This is a genomic window from Bacillus sp. FSL M8-0049, from assembly GCF_038593355.1.
GTDB classification, from domain to species: Bacteria; Bacillota; Bacilli; order Bacillales; family Bacillaceae; genus Bacillus; species Bacillus safensis.
This window is the reverse complement of sequence record NZ_CP151986.1, coordinates 3,439,254-3,454,768: the sequence shown is the minus strand read 5'-3', so window position 1 is coordinate 3,454,768 and position 15,515 is coordinate 3,439,254. Positions and strand designations below refer to the sequence as shown.

15 protein-coding genes are annotated in these 15,515 nt (G+C 44.5%); 14 read left to right on the top strand and 1 reads right to left on the bottom strand.

What is annotated here, in order from left to right; all coding sequences use genetic code 11:
• Positions 1–65 precede the first annotated feature (65 nt).
• The 11 genes from isdE to cydC all read left to right on the top strand — a co-directional run bounded on the left by isdE (position 66) and on the right by cydC (position 12,798).
• Entirely contained in the window at positions 66–953 is an 888-nt protein-coding gene (gene isdE, locus NSU13_RS17845) for a heme ABC transporter substrate-binding protein IsdE (RefSeq protein ID WP_342489693.1), read from the top strand.
• Between the two features lie 33 nt (positions 954–986).
• A complete protein-coding gene (locus NSU13_RS17840) occupies positions 987–1,973 on the top strand; it encodes an iron ABC transporter permease (protein WP_046312779.1) in 987 nt (328 codons plus the stop codon).
• The gene (locus tag NSU13_RS17835) at positions 1,960–2,730 is read left to right on the top strand and encodes an ABC transporter ATP-binding protein (RefSeq protein WP_046312781.1); all 771 of its coding nucleotides are present in this window, start codon (positions 1,960–1,962) and stop codon (positions 2,728–2,730) included. Before NSU13_RS17840 ends, NSU13_RS17835 begins: the two co-directional genes overlap by 14 nt.
• Before the next feature lie 26 nt (positions 2,731–2,756).
• Positions 2,757–3,509 carry a class B sortase gene (gene srtB / locus NSU13_RS17830; RefSeq protein WP_046312784.1) on the top strand — a complete coding sequence of 251 codons (753 nt, stop codon included), beginning with the start codon at positions 2,757–2,759 and terminating at the stop codon, positions 3,507–3,509.
• Positions 3,510–3,527: 18 nt separating this feature from the next.
• Positions 3,528–4,466, top strand: coding sequence for an ABC transporter substrate-binding protein (locus tag NSU13_RS17825; RefSeq protein ID WP_342489692.1), 939 nt, complete (start codon positions 3,528–3,530; stop codon positions 4,464–4,466).
• Positions 4,463–5,476, top strand: a complete 1,014-nt coding sequence (locus NSU13_RS17820) for an iron ABC transporter permease (RefSeq protein ID WP_061110257.1) — start codon at positions 4,463–4,465, stop codon at positions 5,474–5,476. Before NSU13_RS17825 ends, NSU13_RS17820 begins: the two co-directional genes overlap by 4 nt.
• 7 nt (positions 5,477–5,483) lie before the next feature.
• A complete protein-coding gene (gene isdG, locus NSU13_RS17815) occupies positions 5,484–6,599 on the top strand; it encodes a heme oxygenase (protein WP_327828405.1) in 1,116 nt (371 codons plus the stop codon).
• A gap of 321 nt (positions 6,600–6,920) precedes the next feature.
• Entirely contained in the window at positions 6,921–8,336 is a 1,416-nt protein-coding gene (locus NSU13_RS17810) for a cytochrome ubiquinol oxidase subunit I (RefSeq protein WP_041118224.1), read from the top strand.
• Complete coding sequence (gene cydB, locus NSU13_RS17805; protein WP_342489691.1) at positions 8,323–9,339, top strand: cytochrome d ubiquinol oxidase subunit II; 1,017 nt, start codon at positions 8,323–8,325, stop codon at positions 9,337–9,339. Before NSU13_RS17810 ends, cydB begins: the two co-directional genes overlap by 14 nt.
• A complete protein-coding gene (gene cydD, locus NSU13_RS17800; RefSeq protein WP_342489690.1) occupies positions 9,339–11,075 on the top strand; it encodes a thiol reductant ABC exporter subunit CydD in 1,737 nt (578 codons plus the stop codon). Before cydB ends, cydD begins: the two co-directional genes overlap by 1 nt.
• Positions 11,065–12,798 carry a thiol reductant ABC exporter subunit CydC gene (gene cydC / locus NSU13_RS17795; protein ID WP_342489689.1) on the top strand — a complete coding sequence of 578 codons (1,734 nt, stop codon included), beginning with the start codon at positions 11,065–11,067 and terminating at the stop codon, positions 12,796–12,798. The genes cydD and cydC overlap by 11 nt, the downstream gene beginning before the upstream one ends.
• Before the next feature lie 57 nt (positions 12,799–12,855).
• Here the strand turns inward: cydC and NSU13_RS17790 are convergent, their stop codons facing one another.
• Complete coding sequence (locus tag NSU13_RS17790; protein WP_034281462.1) at positions 12,856–13,893, bottom strand: pectate lyase; 1,038 nt, start codon at positions 13,891–13,893, stop codon at positions 12,856–12,858.
• Positions 13,894–14,354: 461 nt separating this feature from the next.
• On the opposite strand from NSU13_RS17790, the gene sigY reads away from it, so the two are divergent.
• Genes sigY through NSU13_RS17775 form a run of 3 tightly spaced genes read left to right on the top strand, consistent with a single transcriptional unit; the run spans position 14,355 to position 15,408 of the window.
• The gene (sigY, locus tag NSU13_RS17785; protein ID WP_041118218.1) at positions 14,355–14,888 is read left to right on the top strand and encodes an RNA polymerase sigma factor SigY; all 534 of its coding nucleotides are present in this window, start codon (positions 14,355–14,357) and stop codon (positions 14,886–14,888) included.
• Complete coding sequence (locus NSU13_RS17780) at positions 14,885–15,196, top strand: YxlC family protein (RefSeq protein ID WP_034281336.1); 312 nt, start codon at positions 14,885–14,887, stop codon at positions 15,194–15,196. The genes sigY and NSU13_RS17780 overlap by 4 nt, the downstream gene beginning before the upstream one ends.
• Positions 15,193–15,408, top strand: a complete 216-nt coding sequence (locus tag NSU13_RS17775) for a hypothetical protein (protein WP_046312798.1) — start codon at positions 15,193–15,195, stop codon at positions 15,406–15,408. The genes NSU13_RS17780 and NSU13_RS17775 overlap by 4 nt, the downstream gene beginning before the upstream one ends.
• Positions 15,409–15,515: the final 107 nt, after the last annotated feature.

Genomic DNA, 15,515 nt, shown 5'->3' with positions numbered 1-15,515 from the left:
ATATGTGAGATGCGCCATTTATGCTGGCGCATCCACTCTCTTTTTTCGAAAGGAGGCTTCTATTTTTGAAGCATCGAATATTATGTACCTTGATCGCTGCCTTCAGTGTGTGCATGATCTTATCGGGCTGCTCACAGTCAGCTGAAAGCTCAGCAAAAGGCAAAAAAAGCGCTGAATCAAGTGAGCGCATTGTAGCAACGACTGTAGCTGCTGCGGAGATCATGGATGCTTTAGAGGTGGATCTTATCGGGGTGCCAACAAGTCAAAAATCCTTGCCAGCTCGTTACAAAGGACTGCCGGAAGTCGGTAACCCAATGAGCCCGGACATGGAAATCATCCAATCACTTCAACCGACAGATGTCCTTTCTGTCACAACCCTTCAATATGATTTAGAGACACCCTTTCAGCAAGCAGGTGTCCCTGCCACATACCTAAATCTCGAGAGCATGGCTGACATGGAGAAGGCCATCATGAAGCTTGGAGATCAGTATGACAGAAAGAAGCAGGCTGAACGCATTGTGTCTGAGTTTGAGCAAAAAAAGAAAGACATTCAAGAGAGAACGAAAGGAAAACGCAAGCCGTCCGTTCTGATTTTGCTTGGTGTGCCAGGCAGTTATTTGGTGGCGACAGAGAATTCATATATTGGTGATCTTGTGCGTATCGCAGGAGGAAAGAATATTGTCAAAGGCGAGAAAATGGAGTATTTGGCATCCAATACGGAATATTTACAAAAAGCCAATCCAGATATCATTCTCCGTGCCGCACATGGGATGCCAGACGAAGTCGTCCAAATGTTTGATGAAGAATTCAAAACAAATGACATCTGGAAACATTTCAATGCGGTCAAACAAGACCGGGTGTATGACCTCGAAGAAAGCTTATTCGGGACAACAGGCAATTTAAAGGCAGCAGAAGCATTAGATAAATTGACTCGTATGTTGTATCCGTCATAAGCGGCGAATCTTAATGATAAAAGGACGTTCAAGATGAAAAAAACAGGGATTTTATTTCTGATAGTCAGTCTCTTACTGGTCTGCGTATTTATTTATTCAGCCATTACTGGGAGCATTCATGTCACCCCATTTGAATTATTAGAAGGGCTCATCACAGGTCAACATGCACAGGTAGAAATCATTAAAGATTTGAGAATTCCCCGCATGCTTATCGCGATGTTTACAGGGGCCGCCTTATCTGTCTCCGGTGTACTGCTGCAGTCGGTCATGAGGAATCCGTTAGCTGATGCCGGCGTCATTGGCATTTCATCAGGAGCCAGCTTCTTTTCATTAATGGCGATTACAGCGCTTCCTCAATTTTATTTCTACTCTCCTTTATTTTCGGTTTTAGGCGGGGCTATTGCGTGTTTCCTCGTGTACGTTCTGTCTTGGAAGGGTGGTTTAAGCCCGATCCGCATGATCTTGGTTGGGATCGCCATCAATGCCATGTTTACTGGGATGGCTGAAGCATTTGTGACCATTTGCAGCTATTTCAATATCACAATTAATCAGTCAGGGCAGTCGAATCTCACGATGAAAACGTGGGGAGATGTCCGTTTAATCGGTATCTATGGTGTCGCCGGCCTTGTCGTTGCACTCTTCTTCAGCAGATGGTGCAACCTCCTGGCTCTTCAGGACAAGACAGCGAAAAATTTAGGATTGCGTGTGACCAGAATGCGCCTTTTGATTTCCATCACAGCCGTTTTACTTGCGGCGGTGACAGCTGCAGTAGCGGGCGTGATAGCCTTTGTCGGCTTGCTCATTCCGCATATTTCAAGAAGACTCGTCGGCTCGGATCACCGGGTACTGATTCCATTTTCTGCGTTAAGCGGGGCTTTGCTTATTTTAACGGCTGATACGCTTGGCAGGACGCTTGTGGCGCCAAATGAGATTCCAGCTTCTACGATCATGGCCGTGATTGGCGGGCCGTTTCTGATCTTTTTATTAAGAAGGGGGGACCGTCTCCATGGACATTCGTGAGGTGTCATTCTCATATGATCAGCAGAAGGACATTGTTCAATCGGTCACAACACAGATTGAAAAGGGGAAAATCACAACCATTATCGGTCCAAATGGCTCGGGAAAATCCACACTGCTTTCCTTAATGGCGAATAATCATTGTCCAAATAAAGGGCAAATTCACTTAGACGGGCAAACGCTGAATACGTTCAAGCCAAAGGAGCTGGCAAAAAAGCTCGCTGTCGTCCATCAGCAAAATGAAGCGCCGCTTGATTTAACGATCGAACGGGTCGTGGCATTCGGCAGAACGCCGTACCAGACGATGCGCGGAGGAGACAAGGAAGAGGATGAGAGAGCCATAGAGTGGGCGCTGTCCAGTACAAAGCTAACGGAAAAACGAAAGGTGCCGCTCGCCTCACTGTCAGGTGGAGAGCGGCAGCGTGTATGGATTGCGATGGCGCTTGCGCAAAAAACACCAATCCTTTTCTTAGATGAACCGACAACTTATTTGGATATTTACTATCAATTTGACATTCTTGAGCTGATCCGTGAGCTGAATGCCGTGCATGGATTAACGATTGTCATGGTGCTGCACGACATGAATCAGGCTGTCCGCTATAGCGATATCATCATAGCGATGAAGGATGGACAGGTTATCAGTGAAGGACAGCCAAACGATGTGTTAACAGAGGAAAACGTGCGTCACATTTATGATGTGTCCGTCACGATTAGACAGGATGCAGAAACAGGGATGTATATTGTGCCTGTTGGTATATAAGCTGTGCAAAAAGCAGGTGAGACAGTGTGAAACGAGGAAAACGGTTCTGGCAGCGGATGCTGACGATTGTTTGTTTAGGCGTGTTTATTTATAGCGGTACAGCCATCGGCTTCGAACTTTTCGGTTATTATCAAAATCGCCAGGTGCTTGCAAAGGCCCAAACGATGTATGGACATCAAGAAGAAATGACTGAAAAACGGGAGCCGGGAAAGATCCGTTCGTCATTTGATGAGCTGCGGAAGGTGAATGAGGACATTGTCGGCTGGATCAATATGAAGGACACGATGATTCAGTATCCGATCGTTCAATCTCGCGATAATGCGTTCTACTTAACTCGCAATTATTTAAAAAACGACACCCGGGCAGGCAGTATCTTTATGGATTATCGTAATGATGTCCTGCATGAAAGCCCAAATACAGTCGTGTACGGCCATCGGATGAGGGATGGATCCATGTTCGCTGGACTCACAAACTATCTAAAAAAAGATTTCTTCCAAGAGCACCGGACATTTCAGTACGATACGCTGTATCAAAGCTATGAAGCGGAGATTTTTGCTGTGTATGAAACGACGGTTGACTTCGACTATATTCAAACCGATTTTCAAGATCTTGGCGAATATGCCCACTACTTGCAAGCTGTGCGGAAGAAATCAATCTATCAAACGAAGACAGACGTGTCCACAGATGACCTCATCCTCACCTTATCGACCTGTGATCATGTGCTTGCACCTAAAAACGGGCGTCTCGTGGTACAGGCAAAGCTAAAGAAAGTTTACTAGAAAAGGAGAGACAGACGGTTGAAATTTTCAAATGTGATCTTGGCGGGACTCGTCTTGATGCTTCTCCTCGGCGGATGCAGTCAGGCAGCACCTGTAGAGAAAGGGAGCGGGCAAGGAGCACTGAAGATAAAGGATTTTACCGGAAGAACGCTGTCGTTTGATGAATCCCCTCAGCGTATCGTCGCTTTGTCGTCTGGGGACATGAGTATTGTGTATGCTTTAGGCGGTGAGGTGGTCGGCCGGCCAACTGCCGAGTTACCAGACAGCTTACAAAAGGCAAAGTCCGTACAAACGATTGGCACAACGCATCAATTTGATGTAGAGCTGATCACAAGCTTAAAGCCTGATGTTGTGCTTGGAAATGAACAATTAAACAGCAAGGACATCTCTACAATAGAAGGAATTGGTTCACAGCTTCTTTTGACAAGCGCCAATTCAGTGAAGGACATCCAGCGTCAAATGACGTTATTTGGGGAGTTACTTGGGAAACAGCAACAGGCTAAAGCACTCAATGATCAAATTGAAGAGCGGAAAAAGCAGGTCAAGCAGCCTGAGAAAAAAGTGAAAACACTCGTTGTGTACGGGGCACCCGGCACATATATGGCGGCGCTTCCTCAATCCTTAAGCGGAGATTTACTGCATATCGCAGGGGGTGCAAACATCGCTGAGAATGAACCGGCACTCGAAAAATTCCCTCAATATGCCCAAATCAATGCAGAAAAGGTGATCGAAGCCGATCCTGATCTCATTCTGCTCATGACACACAGCAATCCTGAAGATGTGAAAGCAGGTTTTATGAGTGAAATGAAACAGAATGCAGCATGGCACGATGTATCTGCTGTCAAGAATGGCCGCGTGGAGGTTCTGCCTAGTGATCTATTCGGGACGAATCCAGGCGCAGACGTCATAAAGGCGATTGATGAACTAGAGAAGAGATTGAAGCGATTGTCATCATGAAGATGAATGCAGAGTTAGATTTTCAAAAAAGACAGTCGAGACGAAGATGGCTGATACCGGGACTGCTTCTTTCGCTAGGTGTGGGCATTTGTTTAGGGCTTGCCTTAGGTTCTGTTCAATTATCGCTGCCAGATTTAATCGCTGCTTTGACGGGATCAGGCCAGCCAGTCCATGAAAAAATCGTCATGGATTTACGTCTGCCTCGCGTTCTCATAGGTTTCATCGTCGGGGCCTGTCTCGCAGCATCAGGAGCCATTTTACAAGGAGTCGTCCGAAATCCACTCGCTGACCCCGGCATCATCGGAGTGACCGCCGGCGGTGGGTTAGCTGCTGTACTCAGCATGATCGTGTTTCCACAATTCACATATCTGCTTCCAGCAGCTGCCTTCCTTGGCGCTTTATTAGCGGCACTTGTTGTGTATATGTTGTCGTTTGATCAAGGGGTTTCACCACTGAAATTGATTCTGGCAGGAGTGGCAGTCAATGCCCTGCTTGGTGCGGTCATGAATGGATTTATGGTGCTTTATAGTGAGCGTGTGCAGGCTGTTCTGCCTTTTTTATCAGGAGGATTAAATGGACGGAGCTGGCATCACCTGAGCTTTGTGTCACCTTATGCGATTGCTGGATTGTGTCTTTGTTTTTTTGCGATCAAGCCGGCAAATCTCCTTTTGCTAGGTGATGAGTCAGCGCAGCTGCTCGGCCTTAGAGTCGAGCGAACCCGATTTTTCTTAATTGCACTGGCGGCGCTTTTGGCGGGTGCAGCTGTAAGCGTGAGCGGTTTAATTGGATTTGTCGGTCTTGTCGTCCCTCATTTTATCCGCCTTTTAATTGGAGATGACTACCGGTACCTGCTGCCGATCTCAATGCTTGGCGGCGGCGTACTTGTGGTCTTTGCTGATACAGCAGCACGGGTATGGTTTACACCGGTTGAACTGCCTGTTGGTATCCTGCTTGCCTGTATCGGTGCACCTTTCTTCCTCTATTTATTAAAAAAGAAAGGGAGGGGTTAAGTTGGATGTGATTGCGATGGATGACGTGAGTCTCAGTCAAGGAGGCTTTCGGCTGTCGTCTATATCAGCAGCTGTGCCTAAAGGAAGTGTAACAGGCATTATTGGACCGAATGGGTCAGGGAAGTCGACGTTTATTAAAGCGGCCGCACGTCTTACGACGATTGAAAGCGGCATGATTTATATTCACGATATCCCGCAAAAAGAAATGACAGCACAGGAGATTGCACAGGAAATCGCCGTTCTGATGCAGACGAGAACGGCGATCCCATCGATGACAGTACGTGAGCTGGTCGCACTTGGACGCAGTCCGCATCGTTCGATCTGGAAAAAGAGCTCGAAGACAGATCAGGAGGCGGTAGAGTGGGCGCTTGATGTGACAAATAGCCGCGTGAATGAAAACAGGATGCTGCATACATTGTCAGGCGGAGAAAGGCAAAAGGCGTATATTGCAATGGCACTGGCTCAGAAGACAGAGACGATTATTCTGGATGAGCCTACCACTTACTTAGATATTGCGCACCAGCTTGATTTACTAGAGCTGCTCAAACAGCTGAATGAAACACATGGAATCACCATTTTAATGGTACTTCATGACCTGCAGCAGGCAGCAAAATATTGTGACCGCCTGATTGCGATGAAGCGTGGTCAGGTTTACCAAATAGGGACACCAAAGGATGTATTAACAGAAAACTTTTTCAAAGAGGTATTTGGGATTCAGGCAGAGGTTCACCTAGATGGAGAGCATCCGCTCATTATCCCAATCGCTTCGATCCAACAACAAAAGGGAGATGAACCAAACATGATCATTGTAAACAACCAGGTTAGAGTAGAAAAAGGCAGTGCAGACCACCTTGTTAAGCGTTTTAACAAGCAGGGACAAGTAGAATTCATGGAAGGATTTTTAGGCATGGAAGTCTGGGTCACGCAGCAGACAACTGATTACGATGAGGTGACCATTCATACCCGCTGGAATCGAAAAGAAGACTTTGTGAACTGGACAAAATCTCAGGCATTTGGAGATGCACATGCTCACGGAAAAGCGAAACCTGAAGGACTATTAAAAAACAAAATTACGTACTATGAAGTCCAAGTGACAAGACCTGCTTTACAGAAAAAAGCCTAAAAAGAAACACAGCGCTGCGGCCCACATGCAGCGCTGTTTTTTTGCGATTTTTTATTTTCCGTCACATATTTTTGACAAAGTATTCAAACAACTGACACAATACCATCCAATTTTTAGGTAAAATTTACTTTATTTTTGAAGCGTATGGGTGTAAAGTACAGGTATAAATAACTAACCGAATGAAAATCAAGAGTAAAATTTCACCTAGCGAACCATTTCAAATGGACTTTTATTTGTGAAACATTGAACAAATGGTGAATATTTTGTGAAATGGTGAGCATGAATCGTTCGGCATGTGAAAGTAAGGGAGGATGTAAGGCTGTGAGTGAGCTGTTTTTAGCAAGATTTCAATTTGCTTCAACGACATTATTTCATTTTATTTTTGTTCCTATGTCAATAGGTTTGGTGTTTATCGTCGCATTGATGCAGACCCTTTATGTCGTCAAGAAAAAAGACATCTATAAAAAGATGGCGAAGTTTTGGGGTCACCTGTTCTTACTTAACTTTGCAGTAGGTGTGGTAACAGGGATTCTGCAGGAATTCCAGTTTGGGATGAACTGGTCAGATTATTCAAGGTTTGTCGGTGATGTCTTTGGTGCACCGCTTGCCATTGAAGCACTTTTGGCCTTTTTCCTTGAATCTACATTTATTGGACTTTGGATATTCGGCTGGGATCGTCTGCCGAAGAAGATTCATTTATTGTGCATTTGGCTTGTTTCCCTTGGTACGATCTTTTCGGCATTTTGGATTTTACTCGCCAACTCATTTATGCAGGAGCCAGTTGGATTTGCCATTAAAAATGGCCGTGCAGAAATGAATGATTTTGGCGCTCTTGTGACGAACCCGCAGCTTTGGGTTGAGTTTCCGCACGTTCTATTTGGTGCACTGGCAACAGGAGCTTTCTTTATTGCAGGAGTTAGTGCCTATAAAATGATCAAAAAACAAGAAATCGCCTTTTTCAAAAAGTCATTCCAGATTGCGATGGTCCTCGCTTTAATTTCTGGTTTAGGTGTGGCGTTCTCTGGACATGATCAAGCGAAGCACTTAATGAAATCACAGCCAATGAAGATGGCAGCAAGTGAAGCCCTTTGGAAGGATAGTGGAGATCCAGCAGCTTGGACACTATTTGCCAACATTGACACAAATAAAAAAGAAAACTCTGCGGAGATCAATATTCCGTTTGCTTTAAGTTATTTGGCGTATCAGAAGTTCAGTGGAGATGTTCCAGGCATGCTGACACTTCAAAAAGAATATGAAGCCAAGTTTGGTCCTGGAGACTACATTCCGCCAGTGAAAACAACATTCTGGAGCTTTAGAATCATGGTCGGTGCCGGAATGCTGATGATTTTTGCTAGTATGATTGGCTTATATTTGAGCTTTAGAAAGAAACTAGAAACGAACAAATGGTTTTTACGCTTCATGGTAGGGATGATCGCGTTCCCGTTTATTGCGAACTCAGCCGGCTGGATCATGACTGAAATTGGGCGTCAGCCGTGGACCGTCTTTGGTATGATGACGACAGCTCAATCGATTTCACCGAACGTATCGTATGGCATGCTGTTATTCTCAGTCATTAGCTTTACGGTGATGTATCTGATTCTTGCCATTTTGCTTGCCTACTTATTCATTCGAGAAATTAAAAAAGGTGCACATTCTGAAGAGGATACAGATCAAAAGGATGAAACGGACCTGTCTACAGATCCATTTGATGGAGGCGCATATCATGGCATATCTTAACGAGATTTGGTTTATTCTTGTCGCAGTATTGTTTGTTGGATTTTTCTTCTTAGAAGGATTTGATTTTGGTGTCGGGATGTCCATGCAGCTGCTTGGAAAGGACGCGCACGAGCGCCGCATTTTAATCAATACGATTGGTCCTTTCTGGGATGCGAATGAGGTCTGGCTGATTACAGCTGGCGGCGCTATTTTCGCTGCATTTCCTCACTGGTATGCCACGATGTTCAGCGGATACTATATTCCGTTTGCGGTTCTCCTCTTAGCGCTCATTGGGCGCGGAGTCGCCTTTGAATTCCGAGGGAAGGTTGAGAAAACCTCTTGGATTAAGGCGTGGGACTGGGTGATCTTCTTTGGCAGTCTGCTTCCGCCGTTTTTGCTCGGTGTGTTATTCACGAGTATTTTACGCGGGATGCCAATTGATCAAGACATGAACATGTACGCTGGATTTACGGACTTTGTGAATCTTTACTCAGTGATCGGCGGGTTAGCTGTGACGGTTCTTTGCCTGCTGCATGGCTTGATTTTTGTCACACTTCGTACAGAGGGTGACTTAAGAGATCGTGCAAGAAAACTGGGCCAGCGTGTCCTGCTCATTGCACTCCCTGTTCTTGTTATATTTGTCGGTGTGTCCATCATTGAAACAGATATTTATACTGTACGCCCGATCATCACCATTCCATTAACTGTGCTGATTGTGGTTTGTTATGTAACTGCCCTTGTTTTGATGAGAAAAGAACGTGATGGCTGGACTTTCTTATTCACAGGCGCAGGCATCATGGTGACGGTGTCCATGCTGTTCACTGCATTGTTCCCGCGCGTCATGATTAGTTCAATCAGTCATTCATTTGATCTCACAATTCAAAACGCTGCATCTGGATCTTATTCACTGACGGTCATGACGATTGTTGCTGTTTCTTTGCTGCCCTTTGTGCTTGGGTATCAAATTTGGAGCTATTACGTCTTCCGTAAACGTGTAAGCGGTAAGGAGCCAATGACCTACTAATGGATAAACGTTTGCTTCAATTAAAAGGAATGAGAGGGCTTCTTGCCCTCTTAGGTATTGTGTCACTCATCCAAGGAGCAAGTATTATTTTCCAAGCACAGTGGCTGGCACATGCCATTACAACGCTGTTTGACGGGAAAAGCCTCTCGCAGGCAACGCCTTATGTCATGCTGTTTCTTGCTGCCTTTGTTGTGCGGCACGGTCTCACCTTGATTCGGGAGAAGGTCATGTTTACCTACTCTTCCCGAATTGGAGCAGACGTCAGAAAGCAGCTGTTAGACCAACTCTTTCGATTAGGGCCTGCCTTCGCAAAGAAAAAAGGGACAGGAAAGCTTGTCACATTAGCAATGGAAGGAATTGCTCAATACCGTCAGTATTTACAGCTGTTTTTGCCGAAAATGGTGAACATGGCAGTGATTCCGGCGATGGTCCTTATCTATGTGTGGACATTAGATGAAACATCAGCCGTCATTTTAATTGTGACGCTGCCAATTTTAATTATTTTTATGATTTTGCTAGGCCTTGTTGCTCATCGTAAAGCGGCCAAACAATGGAGATCGTATGAGAAATTATCCAATCATTTTACTGACTCTCTCCGGGGCCTTGAGACGCTGCGTTACTTAGGTATCAGCAAAAAACACTCCCGTCATATTGCGGAGGTGTCAAAGCGATATCGAAAAGCGACCATGAGTACACTGAAGGTCGCCTTTCTGTCATCGTTTGCCCTCGATTTCTTTTCCATGCTATCAATTGCAACCGTCGCTGTTTTTCTTGGCTTACGTTTAATTGAAGGAGAGCTTCTGTTATTTCCGGCTTTGACGGCGCTTATGCTGGCGCCGGAGTATTTTCTGCCGGTACGTGAAGTGGGAAATGATTATCATGCGACGTTAAATGGAAAAGAAGCGAATGAAGCCATGCAGGTCATTTTAGAAGAAAAAGGCTTCCGCGCCCAGGAGACAAAATCTGTGCAGCTGAATAAGTGGGATGAACAATCCGTGCTCACCCTGCAGGATGTTTGTGTTCAGCATGATGAAATTGCTCCTTATTCCATTCAGGATATAGATCTCACTGTCAAAGGGAAGAAAAAAATCGGCATCATTGGTGCCAGTGGTTCAGGGAAATCGACGTTAACCGATGTCCTCGGCGGCTTTGTTGAACCGTCTTCGGGTCAAATCACGCTAAACGGTCAGCCGCTTGGTCATTTACAGATGAAGGAATGGCAAAAGGAAGTTGTCTATATGCCGCAGCACCCCTATTTATTTCACATGACATTAAGAGAAAACATTCGTTTTTATGAACCGAATGCAACAGAGGAAGAAGTGGAAAGAGCGGTGCATGAAGCTGGCTTATCTCAGCTGGTTACGCAGCTGCCAAACGGACTGGATGAGGTCATTGGAGAACAGGGAAGAGAGCTAAGCGGAGGACAGGCGCAAAGAATTGCGCTTGCTCGAACTGTGCTGGGCCAGCGGTCTATTATGCTGTTAGATGAACCAACGGCGCATCTCGATATTGAAACAGAGTATGAACTGAAGAAAACAATGCTTCCACTGTTTGAACATAAACTTGTGTTCTTAGCGACACACAGACTCCATTGGATGCCGGACATGGATGAAATCATTGTCATGGATCAAGGAACCGTCGCAGAAATGGGGACACATGAATCATTAATGCAAAGAAAAGGCGTGTATTATCAATTGGTACAGGAGCAAATGGGGGCGGTCACACATGGTCAGTAAAGGCTGGTTTATACCTTATATCAAGGAGAATCAAAAGCTGTTTGCCTTGGTTTTATTTTTAGGAGCCATTGCGGTATTCTCTGCTTCTATGCTAATGTACACGTCGGGATTTCTCATTTCAAAGGCTGCGACAAGACCTGAGAATATACTCATGGTCTACGTCCCAATTGTGGCCGTACGTACCTTTGGTATTTCGCGCTCTGCTGCCCGTTATGCAGAAAGGCTGGCAAGTCATCAGCTCATTTTGACAATGATTGAAAAAATGCGTGTACGCCTCTATGACATGGCTGAACGAAGTGCCAAACAGACAAAGCTTGGGACAGGTGAAATGCTTGGTCTCTTGTCAGATGATGTGGAGAGATTGCAGGATGCCTATTTAAAAACCATCTTTCCATCCATCGGTGCACTGCTTTTATATGCCGCATCCATTGGAGCACTTGGCCTTTTCTCATGGCCTTTTGCTGGACTGATGCTGCTTTATATGGCACTTCTCGTATTCGTTTTCCCATACGTCACAGTGCTTGTGAACCGGGCAAGACAAATTCAAATGAAAAAAGGCAGAAATGAACTGTACAGCCATTTAACAGATGCAGTCATGGGCGTTAGTGACTGGCTGTTCAGCGGCAGGCAGAAAGATTTTGTGGATGGATATGAACAAAAAGAAGCGCAGCTGTTAGCGCTTGAAGCAGCGAAACACCGATTTATCCGCGTGCGTCAATTTTTGGCACAGCTCTTGATTGGAGGAGCTGTCGTGCTTGTTGTTTATTGGAGCGGCTCCGTCGTTCAGTCAGGATCCATGTCACACACACTGATTGCAGCCTTTGTACTTGTGCTGTTTCCGTTAACAGAGGCTTTTCTTCCGCTGTCAGATGCGGCAGGTGATATTCCCGTCTACCAGCATGCTGTCAGCAGATTACATCATTATGAAAAGCAGTCATATGAAGGAGAAACTGAAAGCGAGGCAGTGAATCAGTCAACCATTTCTCAAGATGAAGCTGTCTGTTTTGATCAAGTGTCCTTTCGGTATGACACGCATCAATATGTCCTTCAAGACCTGTCATTTTCTCTGAAGCAAGGGGAATCACTCGCGCTTTTAGGAAAAAGCGGTGCAGGAAAATCGACCATTTTGAAATTGTTAGAAGGGGCAGTTGTTCCAAATCAAGGGGCTGTCAGCATTCAAGGAAAACCGGTTCAAAGCATTCAAGAGAAGGTGTCTGCCTATGTATCTGTGCTGAATCAACAGCCATATTTATTCGATACGTCTGTTTTAAACAATATTCGTTTAGGATCTCCAGAGGCAACAGAAGAGCAGGTACAAGAAGCAGCTAGACAAGTGCAGCTGCATGATGACATCGAGTCTTTGCCAGAAGGTTATCACACAGGTGTTCAGGAGACAGGGGTTCGATTTTCAGGTGGAGAAAGACAGCGTATGGCGTTAGCTCGAATTTTGCTTCAGGACACGCCGGTTGTTGTATTAGATGAACCCACCGTCGGGCTTGATCCACGGACAGAGCGTGAATTGCTTGAAACCATCTTCCGTGTGTTAAAAGGGAAAACAGTTATTTGGATCACCCATCATCTGACTGGCTGTGAGGCGTGTGACCGCATCATGTTTATTGAAGACAGACGCATTGAGATGCAGGGTCAGCATCAGGAGTTACTAAAAGAAAACAAGCGTTATCAAAAGCTGTATGAAATGGATCGCCCGTTTTCTACAATATAAATGGATGAAATGACAAAAACGTTCGGACAGGAAATCTCTGCCCGAACGTTTTGTGGTTTAAGGGTTTACTTTACCAACACCTGCATTTGATATCACTTCTGATTTCACATTGTTCACGTTAAGCAAAGAGTAGTTATAAGGAGGGTTATACGTACCTGTTGAAGACGTTGGCAGACTGCCTGTGCTGTTAATATACGAGTTGTTGATGACATGCCATGTACCAACTTGACGGCTGTCCCAGCTTCCAATGGCATTTGTGGTGTTTTCAAATACGTTGTGTTCAATTCTCATTTTCGCGCCCATACGTGAGTTAATCGCTGTTGTGAGGATGTTTTTATAATAGTTGTTATAGACATGTCCTTCCCCGAAGCGCATAGACGGTACACGAGAGTTTAGGTTTTCAAAGCGGTTGTTGTGGAACGTAATTTTTCGATTGTAGTTATCGTTATCGGAGCTGCCCATGAGCATTGTTTTCCAGCTGTCATGTACATAGTTCCACGAGAAGGTAATGTAGTCAGAGTCATTTTTTACATCAAATAAACCATCGTAATCATCCTTCCCGGAATTCAATGTGTTGTACAATTCATTATGATCGACCCATATGTTTTTAGAACCGCCTTCGATCCCGATGGCATCCTTGTCACCGATTTTGCTGTGGTGGATTTTCAAGTTGCGGATGATGATGTTATTGGCACGCCATACTTTAATGCCAATTCCATTCAATTCGCCGTTCGTCCCTTTACCGACGATCGAGACATTATTTGTATCTTTCACATCGATTTTATTGGCTGATGTATTAGAAGGGGTAATGGTCCCGTCTACAACAATTTTTAATTTTTCGTTTGTTCCTTTATTTTTGAGGGCAGCCAATAGTTCATTTCCAGTTTTGACTGTGACGGTTTTACCGCCTTCACCGCCTGTTGTGCCGCCATTTAATGTGGAGAAGCCTTGTTGATTAAAGTTGGCCATAATAGAAGGGCTTTCTGGATATTTGGCTGCTGCCTTTGCCTCCCCGTTTGGTGCAAATAATGAAGTGACGAGACCAACAGCTAATACACCGGCTAACATTGGAATTTTTCTTTTCAAACTCAACATCTCCATTCTATTTTATTTTAATGAAAACGTTTCCAAAATAAGCTGTGATTCAACCACTCCTCCTTCCTTCACAAGCATTGCTTCTTTCGGAATGTAGGATGAGCATAGCATGCAAAAAGGTATCATCGGCTAAGGATAGGCGCAGCGTATTCCATGATTTTCTAGGAAGCTAAGCCAATGATTATTTCATTTTCATCTTCATGAGATAAGGACCATTGTCGATAGGTATGAGGATGACATCTTGATTATGGAGAGGAGGCTCTCCGTTTGGTAGAAAATCAAGATGATTATAAACGCATCATTTTGTTAGAGAAGAAGGAATGCCATAATCATTACATAAGAAAAAATTGGATATAAAACGAGAATCATAGAAGATATGCTAAAAAATAAGGTCCATTTTAAACGATATTGTCATCCGTGTCGTCTTATGAGTAAGAGAAGAAAAGGAAGGAGGGGCGTGCTTGGAGCAGACAGAAGAGACATTATTGATTCAGCGGGCAAAACAGGGAGATGATGCCGCGTTTACAGCCCTTTATCGGCATCATTATTCCTTTCTTTACCGATATATGTTGAAGCTGACCCTTCAACAAGAGCTGGCAGAGGAAATCATGCAAGAAACGATGCTGAAAGCGTATATGAAACTTTCTTCATTTAGAGGAGATGCCTTATTTTCAACCTGGCTTATTTCGATTGCATCTAGGCAATTTTTAGATCACCAGAAGAAAAGAAAACGTGAACAAATGAGAGAAGGAAAAGCAAATCAGGAAGCCATACGCCGCTTTAAATGGGACGTTCAGCAAAAGGGGAACACATGGCATGACATGTGGGATGCTTTAAATGAATTAAAGGCTGAGGAGAGAGCACCGATTATTCTGCACTATTATTATGGATTTACCTACCCAGAAATGGCTTCAATGCTTGGAATGAGAGAAGGCACTGTGAAATCGAGGGTTCATCATGGATTAAAGAAAATTCGAAAGGAGTGGGATTTATGAAGGAAGATCGTTTGACCGAACGTTTAAAAGAAGAGCTGCAGCAGCTAGACGAACAAATTGAAGTGGAAAAGCCAAGTGAGCAGGCTGTCATGATGATGCTGAAACAGGCGAAGGAAAAAGAGAAAAGGCGTTTTAAACAAGAAGTGCTGGCATACGTTTTGATCAGTTTGACCATTCTAGCACTCTTTGCAGCTGCCATTACCCATTTGCCTATCATCTTCATTCTTCTCCAAATAGTGAGCGTCCCCATCTGCTTTGTTGTTGGCTACAAGGAATATCAACATATCAAAGGAGGGTCTTCCGTATGAGTCAGTCGGAAATGATCATCTTATTGTGCGTCTTGCCGTTATTGTTTGCACAGGGCTTTCTTTTATTTATAGATGCAAAGAAAAGAGGGCGTTACAAGTGGTTTTGGGGCATTGTCGGTCTCATTAACTTTCCATCGTCTTCTATTTTATATTGGCTTTGTGTCGTGTTACCTGATCGAAAAAGAGGCGGGAAGCCGCCCCGAAAAGATTGAGTGCATCCGATCAAACTTTTGACCCTTTTTTCAATGGAAAACCAGCTAGAAATTCATCATGATTCATGTATTTGTCAAAGAAAACGGGACGAGAAATATCCGCTCGT